At 70.1% G+C, this 18,995-nt stretch carries 19 protein-coding genes and 1 riboswitch; of the genes, 16 read left to right on the forward strand and 3 right to left on the reverse strand.

Annotation, left to right across the window (positions count from 1 at the left end; genetic code table 11):
- Window positions 1–121: 121 nt before the first annotated feature.
- Window positions 122–322: riboswitch (cobalamin riboswitch) on the forward strand.
- 149 nt (window positions 323–471) lie between these two features.
- The 7 genes from ACP5E6_RS10560 to cobJ are packed head-to-tail and all read left to right on the forward strand — an operon-like array spanning window position 472 to window position 8,541.
- Window positions 472–864 carry a DUF1636 domain-containing protein gene (locus ACP5E6_RS10560; RefSeq protein ID WP_427954199.1) on the forward strand — a complete coding sequence of 131 codons (393 nt, stop codon included), beginning with the start codon at window positions 472–474 and terminating at the stop codon, window positions 862–864.
- Window positions 861–1,904, forward strand: a complete 1,044-nt coding sequence (gene cobW / locus ACP5E6_RS10565; protein WP_427954200.1) for a cobalamin biosynthesis protein CobW — start codon at window positions 861–863, stop codon at window positions 1,902–1,904. The genes ACP5E6_RS10560 and cobW overlap by 4 nt, the downstream gene beginning before the upstream one ends.
- Before the next feature lie 2 nt (window positions 1,905–1,906).
- Window positions 1,907–5,269: a cobaltochelatase subunit CobN gene (gene cobN / locus ACP5E6_RS10570; protein WP_427954201.1), complete on the forward strand. Its 3,363-nt coding sequence runs from the start codon at window positions 1,907–1,909 to the stop codon at window positions 5,267–5,269.
- Window positions 5,266–6,420 carry a precorrin-3B synthase gene (locus ACP5E6_RS10575; protein WP_427954202.1) on the forward strand — a complete coding sequence of 385 codons (1,155 nt, stop codon included), beginning with the start codon at window positions 5,266–5,268 and terminating at the stop codon, window positions 6,418–6,420. The genes cobN and ACP5E6_RS10575 overlap by 4 nt, the downstream gene beginning before the upstream one ends.
- Window positions 6,417–7,046, forward strand: coding sequence for a precorrin-8X methylmutase (locus ACP5E6_RS10580; RefSeq protein WP_427954203.1), 630 nt, complete (start codon window positions 6,417–6,419; stop codon window positions 7,044–7,046). The genes ACP5E6_RS10575 and ACP5E6_RS10580 overlap by 4 nt, the downstream gene beginning before the upstream one ends.
- Window positions 7,043–7,768: a precorrin-2 C(20)-methyltransferase gene (locus tag ACP5E6_RS10585; protein WP_427954204.1), complete on the forward strand. Its 726-nt coding sequence runs from the start codon at window positions 7,043–7,045 to the stop codon at window positions 7,766–7,768. Before ACP5E6_RS10580 ends, ACP5E6_RS10585 begins: the two co-directional genes overlap by 4 nt.
- Window positions 7,765–8,541: a precorrin-3B C(17)-methyltransferase gene (gene cobJ, locus ACP5E6_RS10590; protein WP_427954205.1), complete on the forward strand. Its 777-nt coding sequence runs from the start codon at window positions 7,765–7,767 to the stop codon at window positions 8,539–8,541. The genes ACP5E6_RS10585 and cobJ overlap by 4 nt, the downstream gene beginning before the upstream one ends.
- On the opposite strand, the gene ACP5E6_RS10595 is transcribed toward cobJ, so the two are convergent.
- Window positions 8,511–9,278: a cobalt-precorrin-6A reductase gene (locus tag ACP5E6_RS10595; protein ID WP_427954206.1), complete on the reverse strand. Its 768-nt coding sequence runs from the start codon at window positions 9,276–9,278 to the stop codon at window positions 8,511–8,513. The genes cobJ and ACP5E6_RS10595 overlap by 31 nt on opposite strands.
- Before the next feature lie 23 nt (window positions 9,279–9,301).
- On the opposite strand from ACP5E6_RS10595, the gene cbiE reads away from it, so the two are divergent.
- Genes cbiE through cobM form a run of 3 tightly spaced genes read left to right on the forward strand, consistent with a single transcriptional unit; the run spans window position 9,302 to window position 11,663 of the window.
- Entirely contained in the window at window positions 9,302–10,519 is a 1,218-nt protein-coding gene (gene cbiE, locus ACP5E6_RS10600) for a precorrin-6y C5,15-methyltransferase (decarboxylating) subunit CbiE (RefSeq protein WP_427954207.1), read from the forward strand.
- Window positions 10,498–10,890 carry a cobalamin biosynthesis protein gene (locus ACP5E6_RS10605; protein ID WP_427954208.1) on the forward strand — a complete coding sequence of 131 codons (393 nt, stop codon included), beginning with the start codon at window positions 10,498–10,500 and terminating at the stop codon, window positions 10,888–10,890. The genes cbiE and ACP5E6_RS10605 overlap by 22 nt, the downstream gene beginning before the upstream one ends.
- Window positions 10,887–11,663: a precorrin-4 C(11)-methyltransferase gene (gene cobM, locus ACP5E6_RS10610; RefSeq protein WP_427954209.1), complete on the forward strand. Its 777-nt coding sequence runs from the start codon at window positions 10,887–10,889 to the stop codon at window positions 11,661–11,663. The genes ACP5E6_RS10605 and cobM overlap by 4 nt, the downstream gene beginning before the upstream one ends.
- On the opposite strand, the gene ACP5E6_RS10615 is transcribed toward cobM, so the two are convergent.
- Entirely contained in the window at window positions 11,615–12,742 is a 1,128-nt protein-coding gene (locus tag ACP5E6_RS10615) for a cobalt-precorrin-5B (C(1))-methyltransferase (RefSeq protein ID WP_427954210.1), read from the reverse strand. The genes cobM and ACP5E6_RS10615 overlap by 49 nt on opposite strands.
- A 224-nt stretch (window positions 12,743–12,966) precedes the next feature.
- On the opposite strand from ACP5E6_RS10615, the gene cobA reads away from it, so the two are divergent.
- Genes cobA through ACP5E6_RS10635 form a run of 4 tightly spaced genes read left to right on the forward strand, consistent with a single transcriptional unit; the run spans window position 12,967 to window position 16,884 of the window.
- The gene (gene cobA / locus ACP5E6_RS10620) at window positions 12,967–13,794 is read left to right on the forward strand and encodes a uroporphyrinogen-III C-methyltransferase (RefSeq protein WP_427954211.1); all 828 of its coding nucleotides are present in this window, start codon (window positions 12,967–12,969) and stop codon (window positions 13,792–13,794) included.
- Complete coding sequence (locus ACP5E6_RS10625; RefSeq protein ID WP_427954212.1) at window positions 13,791–15,116, forward strand: cobyrinate a,c-diamide synthase; 1,326 nt, start codon at window positions 13,791–13,793, stop codon at window positions 15,114–15,116. Before cobA ends, ACP5E6_RS10625 begins: the two co-directional genes overlap by 4 nt.
- Complete coding sequence (gene cobT / locus ACP5E6_RS10630) at window positions 15,113–16,120, forward strand: nicotinate-nucleotide--dimethylbenzimidazole phosphoribosyltransferase (RefSeq protein ID WP_427954213.1); 1,008 nt, start codon at window positions 15,113–15,115, stop codon at window positions 16,118–16,120. Before ACP5E6_RS10625 ends, cobT begins: the two co-directional genes overlap by 4 nt.
- Window positions 16,117–16,884 carry an adenosylcobinamide-GDP ribazoletransferase gene (locus tag ACP5E6_RS10635; RefSeq protein ID WP_427954214.1) on the forward strand — a complete coding sequence of 256 codons (768 nt, stop codon included), beginning with the start codon at window positions 16,117–16,119 and terminating at the stop codon, window positions 16,882–16,884. Before cobT ends, ACP5E6_RS10635 begins: the two co-directional genes overlap by 4 nt.
- Here the strand turns inward: ACP5E6_RS10635 and cobC are convergent.
- Complete coding sequence (cobC, locus tag ACP5E6_RS10640; protein ID WP_427954215.1) at window positions 16,829–17,398, reverse strand: alpha-ribazole phosphatase family protein; 570 nt, start codon at window positions 17,396–17,398, stop codon at window positions 16,829–16,831. The two genes, ACP5E6_RS10635 and cobC, sit on opposite strands and share 56 nt — an antisense overlap.
- Window positions 17,399–17,426: 28 nt before the next feature.
- Between cobC and bluB the strand changes: the two genes are divergently transcribed.
- Together bluB and ACP5E6_RS10650 are read left to right on the forward strand one after the other, a co-directional pair.
- A complete protein-coding gene (gene bluB, locus ACP5E6_RS10645; RefSeq protein ID WP_427954217.1) occupies window positions 17,427–18,110 on the forward strand; it encodes a 5,6-dimethylbenzimidazole synthase in 684 nt (227 codons plus the stop codon).
- A gap of 48 nt (window positions 18,111–18,158) precedes the next feature.
- On the forward strand, window positions 18,159–18,797 hold the full coding sequence (locus ACP5E6_RS10650) for an SOUL family heme-binding protein (protein ID WP_427954216.1): 639 nt from the start codon (window positions 18,159–18,161) through the stop codon (window positions 18,795–18,797).
- Window positions 18,798–18,995 lie beyond the last annotated feature (198 nt).

Here is an 18,995-nt window from a genome sequence, read left to right on the forward strand (position 1 = left end):
GCATTTGCACGCCTAATTCGTTACGTTATCGCAATAAATATGGCGGGACGCGGGGATAATGCCGATCGCCGGTTCCAGTGCTGCGCGTGCCGGGCGATTTTGACAGGACTCTCGCCCCGCTTGTATGAAGACCTCCGATGGTCCTTCCGTGAGGAAGGTGAATAGGGAACGTGGTGCAATGCCACGGCTGCCCCCGCAACTGTGAGCGGCGTGGTTCTTGTCAGATGCCACTGGAACGGTGTTCCGGGAAGGCGATGAAACCTTCGGGGCGAGTTGCTCCGACGCCGCAAGCCAGGAGACCTGCCATCACCGGCCGGGCGTGAGCTTGGCCGGGCTGAACGTGTCGCGGGCGGGGTGTCCCGAAGACAACGACGCGTGAAAACGTCGTCTTTCGGCGTGGTCCTGCGGGGCCGGCCGGGACGGTCAGTGATCGGTACCTGGGGCACGACGGCATTGCCGTCCGGAGGTCGGATGACTGAGGGTTTCGCGCGTCTGCATGTCTGCATCACCTGTCGCGCCGGGCTGCCGCTCGAATCCGGAGCCGTGCCGATGGGCGCGGGGCTGCATGCGGCCCTGACCACCTTGTTGGCCGAGACCGCGGCACCGGTCGAGCTTCGCACTGTCGAATGTCTCGCCACCTGCGCGCGCGGTTGCACCGCCGTGATCTCGATGCCCGGCAAATGGAGCTACCTGCTCGGCGGGCTGACACCCGATCACGCCCCGGATCTGCTGACCTATGCCCGCAGCTATGTCGCCTCCACCACCGGCACCATCATGCCGTCACGCCGTCCGGAATCGTTGAAAGACATGATCCTGGCGCGGTTTCCCGCCCATGACCCCTCCCTCAGACAGGCCGCAGAATGAGCAAAATCCCCACCACCATCATCACCGGCTTCCTCGGCGCCGGCAAGACCACAATGCTGCGTCATCTCCTCGCCCATGCCGGCGGGCGGCGGATCGCCATCATCGTCAATGAATTCGGCGCCCTCGGCGTCGATGGCGAAACGCTGCGCCGCTGCGGCATCCCCTCCTGCGGCGATGAGGACATTGTCGAACTCGCCAACGGCTGCCTGTGCTGCACGGTCGCCGAGGATTTCATCCCCACCATGGCCGCCTTGCTCGACCGTGCCGAACCGCCCGAGCACATCATCATCGAAACCTCCGGCCTCGCTTTGCCGAAACCGCTGATCAAGGCGTTCAACTGGCCCGGCATCGCGACGCGCGTAACGGTGGACGGCGTGATCGCCGTGATCGACGGTCCCGCCGTGGCGGCGGGGCGATTCGCCGATGATCCGGCGGCGATCGCGGCCCAGCGCGCGGCGGACCCCTCGCTCGATCACGACAATCCGCTGGCCGAAGTCTATGAGGATCAATTGCAGGCCGCCGATCTGATCGTGCTGAACAAGACCGATCTTCTCTCGCCGGAAACCCTGGCGCGGGTGCGGGCCGAGATCGCCACCGCCTCGCCGCGCGCGGTCAAGCTGGTCGCGGCCCAGCAGGGGCAGCTCGACCCGTCGGTGGTGTTCGGCCTGAACGCGGCGGCGGAGAGCGATCTGGCGTCCCGCCCCTCGCATCACGATGCGCTCGACGGCGCGCACGAGCACGATGATTTCGAGAGTTTCGCGGTCGCACTCGATCCGATCGCCGGCGTTGACTCCCTGATCGAGCGGCTGCGCGCGGTGGCCGCGGCGCACGACATTCTGCGGATCAAGGGCTTCGCCGCCGTCGCCGGCAAGCCGATGCGCCTCGCGGTGCAGGGGGTCGGCACCAGGTTCACCCATCATTTCGACCGGCCCTGGGCGACCGATGAATCCCGGCGCGGCCATGTCGTGGTGATCGGTCTGACCGGTCTGGATCGCGCCGCGATCGAACGCGCGATCCAGGCCGAGACGGTCGTGGCGTAATCATGCATCTTCTGGTCCGCGAGACCGCGACGCTCGACGAGCAGGCCGTCGCCACCGATCTCGGCCAGACGCCGGCGGACATCGTCATGCTATCCTTCTCCGACAGCGATCTCGGCGCGATGGCCAGCGCCTGGCAGGCGCTGGAGGGCGCGCGTCCCGGATTGCGACTGGCCAATCTGGTGCGGCTCACCCACCCGATGTCGGTCGATCTCTATGTCGAGCAGGTGATCGCGCGGGCGCGCTGCGTCGTGATCCGGATTCTCGGCGGCGTCGATTACTGGCGCTACGGCTGCGAGGAGGTCGCGCGCGTCTGCCGGGACAGCGGCATCCCGCTGATCATGGTCGAGGGCGACGGGCGGATCGATCCCAGGCTGGAAACCTTCTCGACCGTCGGTTCCGCCCCGCGCGCGCGGATGGCCGCCTATCTGCGCGAGGCCGGCCCCGACAACATGGCCGCCGGGCTTCACCTCGCGGCACATCTCGCCGGTCTTGCACCCGATCGATCGCCGATGCCGCAAACCCTCCCGGCAGCAGGTCGGTTCGGGCCCGCGGCATCGCCGGGTCCGCATGTGGCGGTGATCGTGCTCTACCGCTCGCATCTGCTGTCGGGCGACACCGCGCCGATCGAGGCGCTCCGCGCCGCGCTCGAAACCCGCGGCCTCGCGGTCGAGGCCTGGTTCGTCACGAGCCTGAAGGACGACGCGGCGGCCGGTTTCGTGCGCGACCGGCTGGCGGTCCTGCAACCGGCGATCATCCTCAACGCGACCGGATTTTCCGCGCGCGGCGCCGCCCCTTCGCCGCTGGACGCCGCCGGTGTGCCGGTGTTGCAGGTGATTTTGTCCGCCACTTCGATCGACGCATGGCGGGGCGGATTTCGCGGCGTCTCGCAGACCGACCTCGCGATGCAGGTGGTGCTGCCGGAGCTGGACGGACGATTGCTGACCACGGCGATTTCGTTCAAGGCCGAGTCGGCGCCGATCGCGGGGCTTGAGTTCTCCCGCGTGATCAACCAACCGGATACCGAGGGCGTCGCCCTGGCGGCGGATCGCGCTTCGGGGTGGGTGCGCCTCGCGCGAACGCCCCGCGCGGCGCGGCGGATCGGTTTGGTGGTGTCGGACTATCCCGGGGTCGGCGCGTCCGATGCCGGGCAGATCGCCCATGCGGTCGGGCTGGACAGTTTCGCGAGCATCGCCGCGATCCTGCGGGCGATGCGCGATCAGGGCTACAGCTGCGACGGCCGGGCGGCGGCGGCGCTGGCGCGGGAATTATGCTTCGCCGAACCCGCCCCTTGCCTGGATCTGCCGGCCTATCAACGCCTGTTCGGTGAATTGCCGGCCGCGACGCGGGAGGCGATCATCGCCGCCTGGGGCGCGCCGGAGGCTGATCCGGCGCTGGTCGATGGCTGGTTCCGCATCCGCCACGTCAGCGATGGCCGGGTGACGATCGCGGTGCAGCCGGATCGTGCCCGCCGCGACGATCGCCGATCCGGCTATCACGCGCCCGACCTCGCGCCCCGCCACGCCTATGTCGCCTTCTATCTCTGGCTGCGCCGGGAGCGCGCGATCGATGCGCTGATCCACCTCGGCACCCATGGCACGCTCGAATGGCTGCCCGGCAAGGCGGCGGCGCTGTCGTCGGCGTGTCTGCCGGTGGCGCTGCTGCGTGGCCTGCCGGTGATCTATCCGTTCATCGTGAACAATCCCGGCGAGGCGGCGGCGGCGAAGCGGCGGCTGGGTGCCGTGACGATCGGCCATCTGACCCCGCCGCTGGTCGCCTCCGGCCATGCGGCGAGCGGCGCGCTCGAGCGCCTGATCGATGAATACGCCACGGCGGACGGGCTGGATCGAAGGCGCAGCCTGGTACTGCGCCGCCAGATCATCGAGCAGGCGGGCGATGCCGGGTTGCTCGCGGAATGCGGCGTCACCCCGGCGATGACCGAGGATGTCGCCCTCGCGCGGCTCGATGCGTATTTGTGCGACGTCAAGGATCTGCAGATCCGCGATGGTCTGCACGTGTTCGGCGCGGCGCCCGCCGATCGCGCTTCGATGCTGGCCAGCCTCGCCGCGTCCTGCCCCGGCCTCGATCCGGCCGCGATCGCGGATCGGGTGGATCGCTCGGGTCCAGCCGAAATGGCGGCGCTGCTCGAGGCGCTGGACGGGCGGTTCGTCGCGCCGGGTCCGGCCGGGGCGCCGACGCGGGGCCGCGCCGATGTGCTGCCGACCGGGCGGAACCTCACCACGCTCGATCCGCGCATGATCCCGACGCGGGCCGCGATGGGCCTGGCCGAGCGGGCGGCGCGGGTTCTGCTCGCCGGGCATCGCCAGGATCAGGGCGATGATCTGCGGCGTCTGGTGATCGACCTCTGGGGCAGCGCCAGCCTGCGCACCGGCGGCGAGGATCTGGCGCTGGCGATGATCCTGCTCGGCGTGGCGCCGCTCTGGGATGACGGATCAGGCCGCGTGACCGGTTTCGAGATCGTGCCGCTCGCCGTGCTGGATCGGCCGCGCGTCGATGTGACGTTGCGGATCTCCGGCCTGTTCCGCGACGCGTTCGAATCCCAGATCGCCCTGTTCGACGCGGCGGTCCGCGCGGTGGCGGCGCGCGACGAGGCCGATGAATGGAACCCCCTGGCCGGTGCCGCGCGCGGCCTGGCGGGGCCGGCGCTGCGGGCGGCGACGAGCCGGATCTACGGCGCGGCGCCGGGGGATTATGGAATCCCGATCGCGGATCGTCTGGCGCGCGGCCAATGGCAGGATCGCGACGATCTTGGCCGCGACTACCTCGCCGCCTCCGCGAATGCCTATGGCCAGGGGCTGGAGGGAAGCGCCGATGCGGCGGGATTCGCCGCCCTGGTGCGCGGCGCCGACGCGTTCGTGCATCAGCAGGATCATGCCGAGACCGACAGTCTCGACAGTCCGGAATATGCCGCCCACGAGGGCGGCTTCGCGGCGGCGGCGGCGGTGCTGGGCGGGGCGCCGGCGCTGTATCATCTCGATGTCTCCCGACCGGACGCGCCGCGCAACCGCCCCCTTGCCGAGGAGGTCGCGCGCATCGTGCGCGGACGGCTGGCCAATCCGCGCTGGATCGCGGGCATGATGCGGCACGGGTATCGCGGTGCCGCGGAGATGGCGCGCGGGGTCGCGGCGCTGCACGGCTTCGCCGCGACAATGCCAACCCGCTTCGATGCCCAGTTCGATCTGGTCTTCGCGGCGATGCTGGCGGAACCGGCGGTGGATTCGTTCCTGCGCCGCGAGAATCCCACGGCACGCGCGGCCATCGCCGCCCGCCTCGCCGATGCGCATCGGCGCGGCCTGTGGCATGCGCGGCGCAACGATGTGTCAACCATTCTGGAGTCCGTGTCATGACCGTTCGAGGCTGGTGCCCGAGTCTGTCGCTGCCGATGCCCACGATCGATGGATTGCTGCTGCGCCTGCGGCCACGGTTCGGTCGTTTGCGGGCCGAGGACGCGCGGCTGATCGCGGCGGCGGCGCGGCGGTATGGCAATGGGCTGATTGAGGTGACCAATCGCGGCAATCTGCAACTGCGTGGATTTTCGCCCGACTCGGCCCGCCACGCCGCCGCGATGACCGGCCATCTCGATCAGCCGGCGCATCGCCCCACGCTGCTGGCCAACCCGTTGCTCGGCATCGATCCGGCGATGGCCCCCGACAGCGAGACAATCGCCGCATCGATCGCCGATCTGCTGGACGCGATGCCCGCCCTGACCGGGCCGGCCGAGAAATTTTTCGTCGCCCTCGATGGTGGCGGGCTGGCTGGGCTCGGCCCCACCAGGGCGGACATCACGATCAACGCGACACCGGCGGGCTGGGCGCTTCGCCGCGATGGCGAGGCCATGGCGATCCTGTGTGCGGGCAGCGACGTCGCCGGCATCATCGCAACCTGGCTGGCCGAATACCGCGCCGCCGGGGTGGCGCGCATGCGTGACCTCTTTCCCGCCGCCGCACCTGGGGCCTCTCCTGACGCGGCGGCGCCCTGCCTGGGGTTCCTGCCCTCGGTCGGCGCGTTCGGTCTCGGCCTCGTGTTCGGCACGATCGAGTCCGATGGTTTCGCCCGCATCGCCGCATTCGCCGACCGATACGGCGATGGCGGGCTGCGGCTCACCCCGTGGCGGTCGATCCTTCTCACTGGCGTCGAACCAGCGGCGGCGGTTGCGCTGGAAGCGGCGGCAGCCGGGTTGATCATCACGCCGGACGATCCGCGCAGCACGATCAACGCCTGCGTCGGCGCGGCCTTCTGCGCGGCGGCGAGCACCGCGACCCGCGACGACGCCCTGGCCCTCGCGGCATTATGGCCGGGGCTGCACGTCTCCGGCTGCATCAAGGGCTGCGCCCATCCCCTGCCGGCGTCGCTCACACTGGTCGGGCATGATGGCTTGTATGACATTGTCCACCCCGGCCGCGCCGGTGACGCGCCGGTGCGCGCGCGCCAGTCGCTCGAGGCGGTCGCGGCCTATCTGCGCCATGCATCCGCCATGATGACCGGAGCGGCGTCATGACATCCTACGACTACATAAGCGACGGGGCGGCGATCTATGCGCGATCCTTCGCGATGATCCGCGCCGAGGCCGATCTGTCAGGCCTGGCGCCCGGCGAGGCGCGGGTGGCGGTGCGGGTGATCCACGCGTGCGGCATGGTCGAGATTGCGCGGGATTTGCGGTTCTCGGCGGGGTTCGCGGCGGCGGCGGCGGCGGCGCTGCGGGGCGGGGCGCCGATCCTGTGTGATTCCGAAATGGTCGCGCATGGCATCACCCGGGCGCGGCTGCCCGCCGGCAACGCAGTGATCTGTACCCTGCGCGATGATCGCGTGGCGGCCCGCGCGGCGGTGATCGGCAACACACGATCGGCGGCGGCGCTTGATTTATGGGGCGATCGTCTGGCCGGGGCGGTGGTGGCGATCGGCAATGCGCCGACCGCGCTGTTTCATCTACTCGAACTGATCGATGCCGGGGCGCCGAAACCCGCCGCGATCATCGGCATGCCGGTCGGGTTCATCGGTGCGGCGGAATCCAAGCAGGCTCTGGCCGAACACGGCGCGGCGCCGTTCATGATCGTGGCCGGGCGACGGGGCGGCAGCGCGATGGCGGCGGCGGCGGTGAACGCGCTCGCGAGTGACGCGGAATGAGCGGCACGCTCTACACCGTCGGGATGGGACCGGGCGATCCCGCGCTGGTCACGCTGAAAGCCGCCGAGGTTTTGCGCGCGGTGCCGGTGATCGCCTATTTCGCCAAGCGCGGCCGCACCGGCCATGCCCGCGGCATCGCCGAGGGCATGATCGCGCCCGCGGCACGCGAGCTGCGCTTCGAGTATCCGTTCACCACCGAAATCGCGCATGATGATCCGGCCTACCGCGCCGCGATCGATGATTTCTACGATCGATCGGCCGCCACCGTCGCCGCCGCGCTGGATGCCGGGTCCGACGTGGCGGTGCTGTGCGAGGGCGATCCGTTCTTCTATGGCTCGGCGATGTATCTGTTCGACCGGCTGCGCACCGCGTATCGCCACGAGACCATCCCCGGCATCACCGGCATGAGCGCCTGCTGGACCAATGCGGGACAGCCGATCGTGCATGGCGACGATGTTCTCACCATCCTGCCCGGCACGTTGAGTGAGGCCGAACTGGCCGCGCGACTGCGCCAGAGCGACGCGGCCGTGATCATGAAAGTGGGCCGCAATCTGGCGAAGATCCGCGCGGCACTGGTGACGGCGGGGCTGCTCGACCGGGCGATCTATGTCGAGCGCGGATCGATGGATGGCGAGGTCATCATCGCGCTGCGCGATCTGGTCGCGCCGAGCGTGCCGTATTTCTCGATGATCCTGGTGCCGGGTCGTCAGGAGGTCCGATGAGTGCTGCGATAATGCGCGCAGGGTCATTAACGATCATCGGGCTGGGGCCGGGTGATCCGGCGATGCTGACGCCGCAGGCGGCAGCGGCGCTGGCGGCGGCGACCGACCTGATCGGCTACGGGCCGTATCTGGCGCGGGTGCCGGCGCGGCCCGGCGTGGTGCATCATGCAACCGACAACCGGGTGGAACTGGATCGGGCGCGTCATGCCCTGACACTGGCGGCGGCCGGGCGGATCGTCGCGGTGGTCTCCTCGGGCGATGCCGGGGTGTTCGCCATGGCGAGCGCCGTGTTCGAGGCGATCGATCACGGCGCTGCGTCGTGGCGCGCGCTGGATGTCACGGTGATCCCCGGAATTTCGGCGCTGCTGGCGGTGGCGGCGCGGGTTGGCGCGCCGCTCGGGCATGATTTCTGCGCGATCTCGCTCTCGGACAATCTGAAGCCCTGGGAGGTGGTGGAGCAGCGCCTGACCGCCGCCGCCGGCGCCGGTTTCGTGCTGGCGCTGTATAATCCGGCCTCGCGCGCGCGGCCCTGGCAGATCGGGCGGTGCTTCGCGCTTCTGCGCGCGATCCTGCCGGGATCGGCGCCGGTGATCTTCGCGACCGCCGTGAGCCGCCTCGATGAGGTCGTGACGGTCACGACACTGGCCGAGGCCGATCCGGCAATGGCCGACATGCGCACGCTGGTGCTGATCGGCAGTGCCGCGACGCGGGTGATCGCGCGGCCGGGGTCGTCACCCTGGGTCTATACGCCGCGCCGGATCGCGGCGGCATGAGCGGCGAGCCAGTCCAGCGCGGCGGCGGCGGTGGCGACCGTGGGCATCGGCGGTGCCGGGGGGCGGGCGACCATCACGACGGGCAGGCCGAGGGCGCGCGCGGCTTCGAGCTTGGCGATCGTGGCGGCGGCGCCGGCGTTCTTGGTCACGACGATCTCGATCCGGTGCGCGAGCATCAGGGCCTGTTCATCCGCGACGGCGAACGGGCCGCGCGCGGTGATGATGTCGGCATCGGGGGGTCTTGCGTCCGGGGGCGGCGGATCGACGCTGCGGATCACGTAATGATGCCAGGGTGCCGCGCGGAACGGCGCAAGCTCCTGCTGTCCGATCGTGAGAAACACCCGGCGCGGCGCGGCGCCGAGCGCGGCGGCGGCCTGCGCCATGCTCGCGACGCCGAGCCAGCGATCGCCGGGACCAGGGGTCCAGGCCGGCCGGTCGATCCGCAGCAGCTTCACGGCAGTTTCAGCACTCGCCTCATGGGCATGGCGCGTCATTTGCGCGGCGAACGGATGGGTCGCATCGATCAGCGCCGCGATCGCCTCGCCGCGCAGGTAATCGACCAGCCCGGCGATGCCGCCGAATCCGCCGATCCGGTAAGGGATCGGCGGCAGCACCGGTGCGAGGGTGCGCCCGGCGAGCGACAGGGTCGGGGCGAAGCGCGCGTCATCGCGCAGCGCGCGGGCGAGGGTCGAGGCTTCGCTGGTGCCGCCCAGAATCAGAACGCGCAACGGGTTCACGATGTCTCCCTTTCGGTTGTGCCATGACCCAGTCGCATTGGTTGAGCATTCTGGGAATAGGCGAGGATGGCGTCGCGGGTCTGTCCGCGCGGGCGCGGACGCTGATCACCGGGGCGGCGCTGGTGGTGGGCGGCGCGCGGCATCTGAAGCTCGCGGCACCGCTGATCACGGCGGAGACGCTCGTCTGGCCACACCCGATGAGCGATGCGGTGCCGCTCATTCTGGCGCGGCGCGGCGAACCGGTGGTCGTGCTGGCCTCGGGCGATCCATTTTTTCATGGCGTGGGCTCGATGCTGGCACGGGTCGTGGCGCCCGGTGAGTTCATCGGCGTGCCGGTGGCCTCCTGCGTTTCGCTGGCAGCGGCACGGCTCGGCTGGGCGCTGCATGAAACGCCGGTGATTTCGTGCTGTGGCGCCCCTCTCGCGCGCGTGGTGGCGCATCTGCATCACGGCGCGCGGCTGCTGGTGCTGTCGGCGGATGCGACCACGCCGCCCGCGATGGCCGCCCTGCTGACGGCGCGCGGATTCGGCGGATCGGTGGTGCATCTGCTCGAGGCGCTGGGCGGCCCGCGCGAGCGGCATCGCGTCGCGCGCGCCGATGCCGGCATGCCGCCAGACATCGACCCGCTCAATCTGATCGCGATCGAAATCGTGGCGGGGCCGGAGGCCATGATCGTGCCGCTGGGCGCGGGTCTGTCCGATCGGCTGTTCGCGCATGACGGGCAGATCACCAAATCCGAGGTGCGCGCCGCGACCGTGGCGGCGCTGGCGCCGGTGCCGGGCGCGTTGCTGTGGGACATCGGCTGCGGTTCGGGATCGGTGTCGATCGAGTGGTTGCGCGCCGATCCGACCACGCGCGCGATCGGGTTGGAGCGCGATGCGACGCGGGCGGACCGGGCGCGCGACAACGCGATCGCCTTGGGGGTGCCGCGGTTCGAAATCCGTCTCGGGGCCGCGCCGGATGCTCTCGACGCCGGTTTTCCCGCGCCGGATGCCGTGTTCATCGGCGGTGGCGCGCAGACGCCCGGTGTGATCGAGGCGGCATGGTCGGCGCTGCGGCCAGGCGGGCGGTTGGTGGTCAATGCCGTGACGATCGAGACCGAGGCGGTATTGTTCGCGTCGCATCACGCGCACGGCGGTCGTTTGACGCGGCTCTCGATCGACCGGCTCGATCCGGTCGGGCGGCTGCACGGGTTCCGCCCGGCCATGACGGTGACGCAGTGGCGCGGGGTGAAACCGTGATCGTGGCGGGACTCGGCTGGCGGAGCGGGGTGGATGGCGATGAAATTGTCGCGCTGGTGCGCGCGGCGGTGCGTGCCGCCGGGGTGATGCCGGCGGGGCTGGCGGTGCTCGAGGCCAAGGCAGGCGAGCCGGGCGTGATCGTGGCGGCGGCGCGTCTCGATCTGCCGCTGATCCCGGTCGGCTTCGCCGATCTGGCCGCGGCGCAATCGCGCTGCGTGACACGCTCGGCGCGGGCGGTGGCGACAATCGGGGTCGCCTCGGTCGCGGAGGGCTGCGCGCTGGCGGCGGCGGGTAACAGCGCCGTGCTTCTGGCGCCGCGCCTCACCGGGCGGCACGCGACCTGCGCGATCGCGGGGGAGGGGCGGCGATGACGGTGCATTTCATCGGCGCCGGCCCGGGGGCCGCGGATTTACTGACGCTGCGAGGCCGCGACATCCTGGCGCGCTGCCCGGTGTGCCTGTTCGCCGGTTCGCTGATCCCGCGCGCGATCCTCGCGCATTGTCCGCCGGGGGCGCGGATCATCGACACCGCACCGCTCGACCTCGATGCGATCGAGGCGGAGTTCGTGGCGGCGGATGCGGCCGGGCTCGATGTGGCGCGGCTGCAATCGGGCGATTTGTCGCTGTATTCGGCGGTGGCCGAACAGATCCGGCGGCTGCGACGGCACGGTATCGACTATACCATGACGCCGGGAGTGCCCTCCTTCGCGGCGGCGGCGGCGGCGCTGGGGCAGGAACTGACCCTGCCGGAGATCGCCCAGAGCCTGGTGATCACCCGCGTGCCGGGGCGCGCCTCGGCGATGCCGGCGCGGGAAACGCTCGCGGGCTTCGGCATGACTGGCGCGACGCTTGCGATCCACCTCGCGATCCATGCGATCGCGATCGTGGTTGCCGATCTGACGCCGCTTTATGGCGCGGATTGCCCGGTCGTGGTGGTGGTGCGGGCGAGCTGGCCGGACCAGCGGATTCTGCGCGGCACGCTCGGCACCATCGAGGCGTTGCTCGCCGTCGATCCGGTCGAGCGCACCGCGCTGATCCTGGTCGGGCCGAGCCTGCACCCTCAGGCGTTTCGCGAGAGCGCGTTATATGATTCCGGCTACGACCGCAGGTTCCGCCCCGCATCGGAAAGCGGAGCGGCGTCATGAACCGGCCGGAACCCCGAACTGGCAACCAGGGCGCCGGCGCGGTCGAACACCGCGATCTCGAGGGTGATGGCGGCGGGCGCCAGCACCGCGGCGGCGGTCGCCCAGGCCGCGCGCGCCACGGCGGCGCCCAGCCCGATGCCCGCGGCGGCGGCGATGTCGAACGCCTCGGCGGTGGTGTTCGCTGCCATGATCCGTGCGGCCACCTCGGTCGTGCCGCCGCAGCCCCGCGCCAGATCGGCCAAAGCGGCGCGATCGACCGCATGACGCCGGGAATGCAGATCGAGCCGGCCCTGCGCCAGCTTGGTCATTTTCGCGAGGCCACCCGCGATGGTGACGCGCGCGACCGGGTGCCGGCGCAGATATTTCAGCATGCCGCCGACGAAATCGCCCATTTCGATCAGCGCGACATCATCGAGCCCATGCAGCGCCTGCACGGCGCGTTCCGAGGTGCGGCCGGTGCTGCCGGCGACATGGGTCAGCCCGACCGCCCGCGCGACATCGATGCCGCGATGGATGCTGTCGATCCAGGCGGCGCAGGAAAACGGAATGACCACGCCGGTGGTCCCCAGAACCGACAGGCCCCCGACAATGCCGAGCCGGCCGTTCAGGGTTCGCTCGGCAAGTGCGGCACCGCCGGGGATCGCGATTTCGACGATGAAATCAGGGTCGGGTCCGGCGATTTCCGCCAGGGCCGCGCGGATCATCGCGCGCGGCACCGGGTTGATCGCGGGTTCCCCCGGCGGGATCGGCAGGCCGGGGCGTGTGACCGTGCCGACGCCCGCGCCCGCGCGAAACACCACACCCGCACCGGGTGTCGCGCGGCGGAGCGTGACGCGGATCAACGCGCCATGCGTGACATCCGGATCATCGCCGGCATCCTTGATGATGGCCGCGCTCGCGGTGTCGTCGGTGCGCGCGGTCTCGGCCAGGACGAAATCGGCGGTGCTCCCGTTCGGCAAGGTGATCGTGACCGGATCGGCAAAATCGCCGGTCAGCAACGCCGCACAGGCGGATTTCGCCGCAGCGGTCGCGCAGGCGCCGGTGGTCCAGCCACGGCGCAGGATCGTGTGATCAGTCACGCGGCTGGGTATACCGGACGGCGGATGGTTCGTCACATCGCGGGATCGGCGGGTAGGGTCGGAAAGGGCAGGGAAACCTTCTTTTTTGAAAAAAAGAAGCAAAAAACTTTTATTCGTCTGGTCCGCGGTGGTGAAACCGGCGTTGCCCTGAATTCAAGAAAGTTTTTTGCTTCTTTTTTTCAAAAAAGAAGTTCTTGCTTATCTCCCCGCGTCGGACCCCGCCGATGATCAGCCTCGATCCCATCATTTCCCGCCTGCCGCGTCTGCAACAAGGCGAGGTCTGGCTCGCCGGCGCGGGGCCGGGCGATCCGGCGCATCTGACCCTGCTGACCCTGTCCGGCCTGCGCCAGGCCGATGCCGTGGTGCATGACGCTCTGATCGACCCGCGCGTGCTCGCCCTGGCGCATGAGGGCGCGGTGCTGATCCCGGCCGGCAAGCGCGGCGGCAAGCCCTCGGCGATGCAGGCGGATATCACGGCGCAGCTGATCGAACTGGCGCGCGCGGGCCGGCGGGTGCTGCGGTTAAAGGGCGGCGATCCGTTCATGTTCGGCCGCGGCGGCGAGGAGGCGTTGACCCTCGCCGCCCACGGCGTGATGTTCCGGATCGTGCCGGGCCTGACCTCGGGTCTCGCCAGCATGGCGGCGGCGTTGATTCCGCTCACGCTGCGCGGCGTCAATCAGGCGGTGGTGCTGGTGACCGGCCATGGCGCCGACCGCGCCGACGGCATGGATTGGGCGGCGCTCGCGCGGCTCGATCAGCCGATCGTGCTGTATATGGCGATGACGAATCTCGCGGCGATCACAGCGGCGCTTCTGGCGGGTGGGCTGGCACCCGACACGCCGGCGGCGGCGATCGCCTCGGCGACTCTGCCAACGCAGCAGGTGATGGTGGCAACGCTGGCCAGCCTGGTCGAAACCGTGGCGCAGTCCGGCATAGTGGCGCCCGCGATTGTCGTGATCGGGCGGGTCGTGGCATCGCGGGCGCAATTGCTGGCGCTGCTGCCCGCGCTCGCGGCGACTGATGCAGCCACTGATGCGAGCACTGGCGGATGACGCGCGGATTGATCATCGCCGCGCCCCGTTCGGGCAGCGGCAAAACCACCGTCACGATGGCGTTGGTCGCGGCGCTGCGGCGGCGCGGCCTTGCGGTGCGCTGCGCGAAATCGGGGCCGGATTACATCGATCCCGCGTTTCATCAGGCGGCGTCGGGACATGACAGTATCAACCTCGATAGCTGGGCGATGCCGGGACCGCTGCTCGATGCGCTGGTCGCTGGCCAGGCGGCCTTGGCGGATGTTCTGATCATCGAGGCCTCGATGGGGCTGTTTGACGGCGTCGGCGAGGCGGCCATGGCGCGGGGCTCGGCGGCCGATCTCGCGGCGCGCTACGGCCTGCCGGTCCTGCTGGTGCTCGACGTCTCCGGCCAGTCGCAATCGGCGGCGGCGGTCGCGCGGGGCTTCGCCCAATTCGATCCGGCCGTCCGCATCGCGGGCGTCGTGCTCAACCGGGTGGGCAGCGCGCGGCATCGCGCGGGCATTGTCACGGCGATGGAACGTGCCGGTATCGAAGTGCTGGGATCGCTGCCGCGCGATGCGGCGATCGCTCTGCCGGAGCGGCATCTCGGCCTGGTGCAGGCCGGCGAGCAGGCCGACCTCGCTGCCTATATCGACCGTCTGGCCGATCGCGCCGAACACGATGGCACGATCGATGCCATGCTCGCCGCGGCGGCACCGATGGCGCCGATACCGCCCGCGCCGCACCACGCGCTGCGCCCGCCGGGGCAGCGGATCGCGCTCGCGCAGGATGCGGCGTTCAGCTTCATCTATCCGCATGTGATCGCGGGCTGGCGCGCCGCGGGTGCCACGATCGTGCCGTTCTCGCCGCTGGCCGATCAACCGCCGCCCGATGGGTGCGACGCCTGCTGGCTGCCCGGCGGCTATCCCGAACTGCACGCCGCCGCACTGGCCGAGGCGCGCCGGTTTCACGCCGGGCTACGCGCCTTTGCGGCGACCCGGCCGGTGCATGGCGAGTGCGGCGGTTTCATGGTGCTGGGCACCGTGCTCGAAGATGCCGCCGGCGTCTCCCACGTCATGACCGGGCTGCTCGATCACGCCACCAGTTTCGCGCGGCGCCGGCTGCATCTGGGGTATCGCGAGGCGACACTGTGCGCCGACGGGGCCTTGGGCGCGGCAGGGGCGCGGTTTCGCGGCCATGAGTTTCACTATGCCAGCGTGACCACGCCGGGAACCGACGCGCCGCTCGCAACCCTGCGCGACGCGCTCGGCACCGAGCTTGCACCGGCCGGCGCGCAGCGGGGGCGCGTGTCCGGCTCGTTTTTTCATCTGATCGCTCCCCTTGACCGAGGATTGCCATGACCGATGTCGCCCGATTGCGCGAATTATGCCTGAACCTGCCGACGGCGGACGAGGCGGCCGCCACGGCGGTGCGCAGCCGCCAGGCGGTTCTGACCAAGCCGCAAGGCAGCCTCGGACGGCTGGAGGACATCGCGGCCTGGCTCGCCCGCTGGCAGCGCCGCGCCATGCCACGGCTGGATCAGGTCGAGATTCTGGTGTTCGCCGGCAATCACGGCGTGGTCGGGCAGGGGGTGTCGCCCTATCCGGCGGCGGTGACGGCGCAGATGGTCGGCAATTACGCGGCGGGCGGTGCTGCGATCAACCAGATCGCCCGCGTCGCCGGCGCATCGCTGCGCGTCGTGCCGCTGATGCTCGACACGCCAACCGGCGATTTCACCCAGACAGCGGCAATGACGCCGGAGTCGTTCGCAACCGCCATGACCGCCGGTTTCGACGCGGTGCGGGCAGGGACCGATCTGCTCTGCCTCGGTGAAATGGGCATCGGCAACACCACGGTGGCGGCGGCGCTGGCGGCGGGATTGTTCGGCGGCGCGGGGGCGGATTGGGCCGGGCGCGGCACCGGCATCGACGATGCCGGGCTCGCGCGCAAAATTGCGGCGATCGACCAGGGTCTGGCGCGGCATCGCGCGGCGCTCGATGATCCGCTGGCCGCCGCCGCGTGCCTGGGCGGGCGGGAATTGGCGGCGATTCTGGGCGCGGTGATCGCCGCACGGGTGCATCATGTGCCGGTGCTGCTCGATGGTTTCGTGTGCAGCGCGGCGGCGGCACCGCTGGCACGGCTGCTGCCGGGCGGTTTGGATCATACCATGATCGCCCATGCCTCGGCCGAGGCCGGGCATCGGCGCCTGCTCGCCGCCCTTGGCATGACGCCGCTGCTCGATCTCGGCATGCGGCTGGGCGAGGCGTCGGGCGCGGCGCTCGCGGTGCCGATCGTGCGGGCGGCGCTGGCCTGCCATCAGGGCATGGCGAGTTTCGCCGAGGCCGGGGTGAGCGACCGGGCATGACCGAGCGCCGCCGCGAGCTTGCCGCCGCTTTCGGTCTGCTGACCCGCCTGCCGTTGGGGCACCGGCTGCCGGCACCCGGCACGGTTGATGCTGCCGCCGGCGTCTGGGCCTATCCGGTGGTCGGGCTCGTCGTCGGGCTGCTGACCGGGCTGGTCTATGCGGTGGCGCATGGGCTCGGCATGGCGCCGTTTCTGGCGGCGTGCTGGGCGATGCTCGCCGACGTGCTGCTGACCGGCGGGCTGCATGCGGATGGTCTGGCCGATAGCGCGGATGGTCTCGGGGGTGGTGCCACCAGCGCGCGGCGGCTCGCGATCATGCGCGACAGCCGGATCGGCAGTTACGGCGCGCTGGCGCTGGTTCTTTCAACGGCCATGCGGATCGCGGCACTCGGCAGTATCGGATCATCCGGCGCGGTGCTCGCGGCAGTACTGGTCGCCGGCGCGTTGGGCCGGGCCGCGATGGTCGTGGTGCAGCGCCACAGCCCCCCCGCGCGCAGCGATGGGCTGGCGGCGCGGCTGGGTGCGATTCCGGCGGGGCCGGCGCGGTTCGGCGCGGCGATTGCGGCGCTGGCCGCGATTATCCTGCTGCCGTTTCAGGCGGCGCTGATCGCGGTGCTGCTGGCCGGCTTCGGCGCGCGGCTCTGGGCCTTGTTCGGGCGGTCGCGGCTGGGCGGGCATACCGGCGATACGCTGGGCGCGATCGAGATCATCACGGAATGTCTTGTGCTGAGCGTGGCGGCATCGGTGGGGCCGGCATGGCGATGAGTGTGATCGAGCCGAGCGGCGGGGCGGTGGCAAGCAGATCCGGCGGCGCGCCGCGCAGCAGGGCGGCGAGCAGTTTCAGCGGGCCGCCATGCGCGACCACGATGCACGAGGTTCCCTGCGCCGATAATGCGGCGTGGACCTCACCTACCCGTGCGAGCAGCGCCGCTCCGCTCTCGCCGCCCGGCGGCGCGAAACCGAGCGGGTCGGCCGCCCAATGATCGAGCAGGGAGCGCGGCACATCGTCCCACGCGCGGCCTTCCCAGGCGCCGAAATCGAGTTCGCGCAAGCGGGGTTCGACATGAGGGATACGCCGGCGCGCGACGCCCAGCGCTTGGGCGACCGCGTTGCAACGCCGGGCCGGGCTGGTCCAGATGACCGGCGCCGGGTGATCGGCCAACCGTGCCACGATCGGCGCGATTGCCGCGTGACCTTCGGCGCTCAGCCCGACATCGAGCCGACCGTAGCAGATGCCCGGTGCGATATCCGGCTGCGGATGGCGGACCAGAGCGATCATGAAAGGCGATGAATCCATGGTGAGCACGATAGCAGAACCGGGAGCAGAACCAGGAGCAGAACTGGGAGCAGAACTGGGCACGGACGAATTCACGCCGGCATTCGCCGCCGCGCTGCGCACGCTTTTCATCCTGCGCCGCGATGTCCGGCATTTTCGGCGCGATCCGTTGCCGGGCGGCATGATCACGCGGTTGCTGGGCGTGGCCTGCCTTGCCCCCTCGGTCGGGTTCAGCCAGCCCTGGCGGTTCGTGATCGTCGAGGATCCCGCCCGGCGGGCGGCGGTGCGCGCGAATTTCCTCGCCTGCAACCTCGAAGCGCAGCGTCAGTATGCCGGTGACCGCGCGGCACGCTATGCACGGTTGAAACTCGCCGGGCTCGATGACGCACCCTGCCAGATTGCGGTGTTCGCCGAAGCCGATCCCGCCACCGGCCATGGCCTCGGCCGGCAAACCATGGGCGAGACGGTGGCCTATTCGGTGGTAATGGCGATCCACACGCTCTGGCTGGCGTTGCGCGCCGAAGGCGTCGGCCTTGGCTGGGTCTCGATTCTCGATCCCGCGGCCATTACCGCCGCGCTCGATGTGCCGGCAGGCTGGCGGTTCATCGGCTACCTCTGCATCGGTTACCCGCAGGAGACGCACGCCAGCCCCGAACTCGAGCGCGAGGGCTGGGAGCAGCGCGTATCTCACGAGGCCGTCATCCTGCGGCGCTGACACCAGGGGCAGACACACCATATCGATTGTATGAAGGAGACACTGACCATGAAATCGCCCCTGATCGTCCCGGCACTGATGAGCGTCGCGCTCAGCGCGTGCTCGGTGGTCGGCATCCGCTCCGGCACGGCGGAGCCGAAATATACCGTCATCAGCACCGTCGGCCCGGTGCAAATCCGCCATTACGACGAGCGCATCGCGGCCGAAACCACCATCACCGGCTCGGTCGAGCATGCGCGCTATCAGGGGTTCCGCCGGCTTGCCGGCTATATTTTCGGCGCCAACCGCACGCGCACAAAAATTGCGATGACCGCACCGGTGGCCCAATCAGCATCGCAGACAATCGCGATGACCGCGCCCGTCGCACAGACCCAGACCGCCGCCGGCGCCTGGACCATCCAGTTCTTCATGCCGGCTCACTTCACGATGGAGACGCTGCCGGTTCCGAACGATCCCAGCGTCCATCTCGTCACTGTTCCGGCCGAGACCTATGCGGCGCTGCGCTTCTCCGGCCTGCCCAACCCCTCTGCCGTCGCCCGCGAACAATCCCGCCTGCTGGCGCTCCTGAAATCCAGCCCCTGGACGCCGGTGGGCGAGCCCACCGCCTGGTTCTATGACCCACCCTGGACGCTCCCCTTCCTGCGCCGCAACGAAGTCGCTGTTAAAGTCGTCAAATCAGGCGATTGATCGTTCCGACGCCAGCGCCGTTTCACACGATCGCCAACCACAACCCGTTGACCAGAATACCAGCCCAAACCCAGCCACACGGCCGATCCGCAATTCAATGTCGCCAAGCGCTTGCCAAGCACGGCAGAGCTGAGTATCAGGGCGTCGGACGCGGGCGTAGCTCAGGGGTAGAGCACAACCTTGCCAAGGTTGGGGTCG

This window comes from Acidiphilium sp., assembly GCF_049977125.1.
Lineage (GTDB): Bacteria > Pseudomonadota > Alphaproteobacteria > Acetobacterales > Acetobacteraceae > Acidiphilium.